The organism is Paenibacillus validus NBRC 15382 (assembly GCF_004000985.1).
GTDB classification, from domain to species: Bacteria; Bacillota; Bacilli; order Paenibacillales; family NBRC-103111; genus Paenibacillus_G; species Paenibacillus_G validus.
Genome location: NZ_BIMH01000122.1, coordinates 1 through 1,196, shown reverse-complemented (window position 1 = coordinate 1,196; position 1,196 = coordinate 1). Strand labels below are relative to the sequence as shown.

General features: G+C 57.0%; 1 protein-coding gene. It reads right to left on the bottom strand.

Annotated elements, in window-relative coordinates; translation table 11 throughout:
* Nucleotides 1–1,187 (bottom strand): DEAD/DEAH box helicase (locus tag PVA01S_RS26330; protein ID WP_164751992.1); only part of this gene is annotated, 1,187 nt, incomplete at its 3' end.
* Nucleotides 1,188–1,196: the final 9 nt, after the last annotated feature.

Sequence of the window (1,196 nt, the reverse complement as noted above, 5' to 3'; positions counted from 1 at the left end):
GTCCCGTGCCCTTGGCGCTCTGCGCCGCCGCGTCCCGGCCGCTCCGCCGCTCCGCCAGCATCCGCCTGCTGCCCGCGGCCTGAGCGCTTGGACAGCGTCGCCTTAATTCCGCGCTCGATCAGCTCCAGATAAGCCCCGTCTCGCGGAGCGGCGAACGTCATCGCCTTGCCGGTCTGACCCGCTCGCCCGGTGCGGCCGATGCGGTGAATATAACTTTCCGCGTCATGCGGGATATCGTAGTTGATGACATGGGTAATGCCTTCCACATCCAGCCCGCGCGCAGCCACATCGGTGGCGACGAGCAGCTGAATTTTGGCGTCGCGGAACCGCTTCATCACCTGTTCGCGTTTGGCCTGCGTCAAATCCCCGTGCAGCTCATCGCAGGAATACCCTCGCTCGGCAAGCTCGGTGCGCAGCTTGCTGGCCCGCAGCTTCGTCCGGCAAAAAACCATCGCGAGATACGGATTTTCTTCGTCAATAATTTTACATAACGCCTCGAACTTCCCGCGGTCTGTCGTTTGAATAACGACTTGTTCGATCTCATCCAGCGTCACGCGTTTCGCTTTCACTTCGATTTCAACAGGCGGCCGCATATATTCCTTGGCTAATTGCCGGATACGCGGAGGCATAGTGGCCGAGAATAATAACGTTTGTCTCCTGGATGGGGTAACGGAGATAATTTCCTCCACTTCCGACAAGAAGCCCATATGCAGCATTTGGTCGGCTTCATCCAGCACCAGCATCGACAGCTTATGCAGTTTAACGGTGCCGCGGCGGATATGATCGAGCAAGCGGCCGGGCGTTGCAATTATAATATGTACGCTGCCCTCGAGCTTATGTATTTGTCTTTCCACGTCTTGTCCGCCGTAAGCCGATAGCACGCTCAGCTCTTTAAAGGACGCCCAACGCTTGACTTCATCCGTTATTTGAATCGCCAGCTCTCGGGTCGGCGTTACGATCAGCGCCTGCACGTTCGGGCTTTCGGGACGTACCGTTTCCAGCATCGGCAGGACGAAAGCGAGCGTTTTACCTGTTCCGGTTTGCGCCTGCGCAATCAGGTCGGCGCCTGAGAGAACGGCGGGGATGGCTTCCTTCTGGATAGGGGTGGGCTCAGCATACCCGAATTTGTGCAAAGCTTCGGCGAGGTTGTCCTCGATACCAAGAGCGGCGAATTCATTTTTCTTCATTATAATATC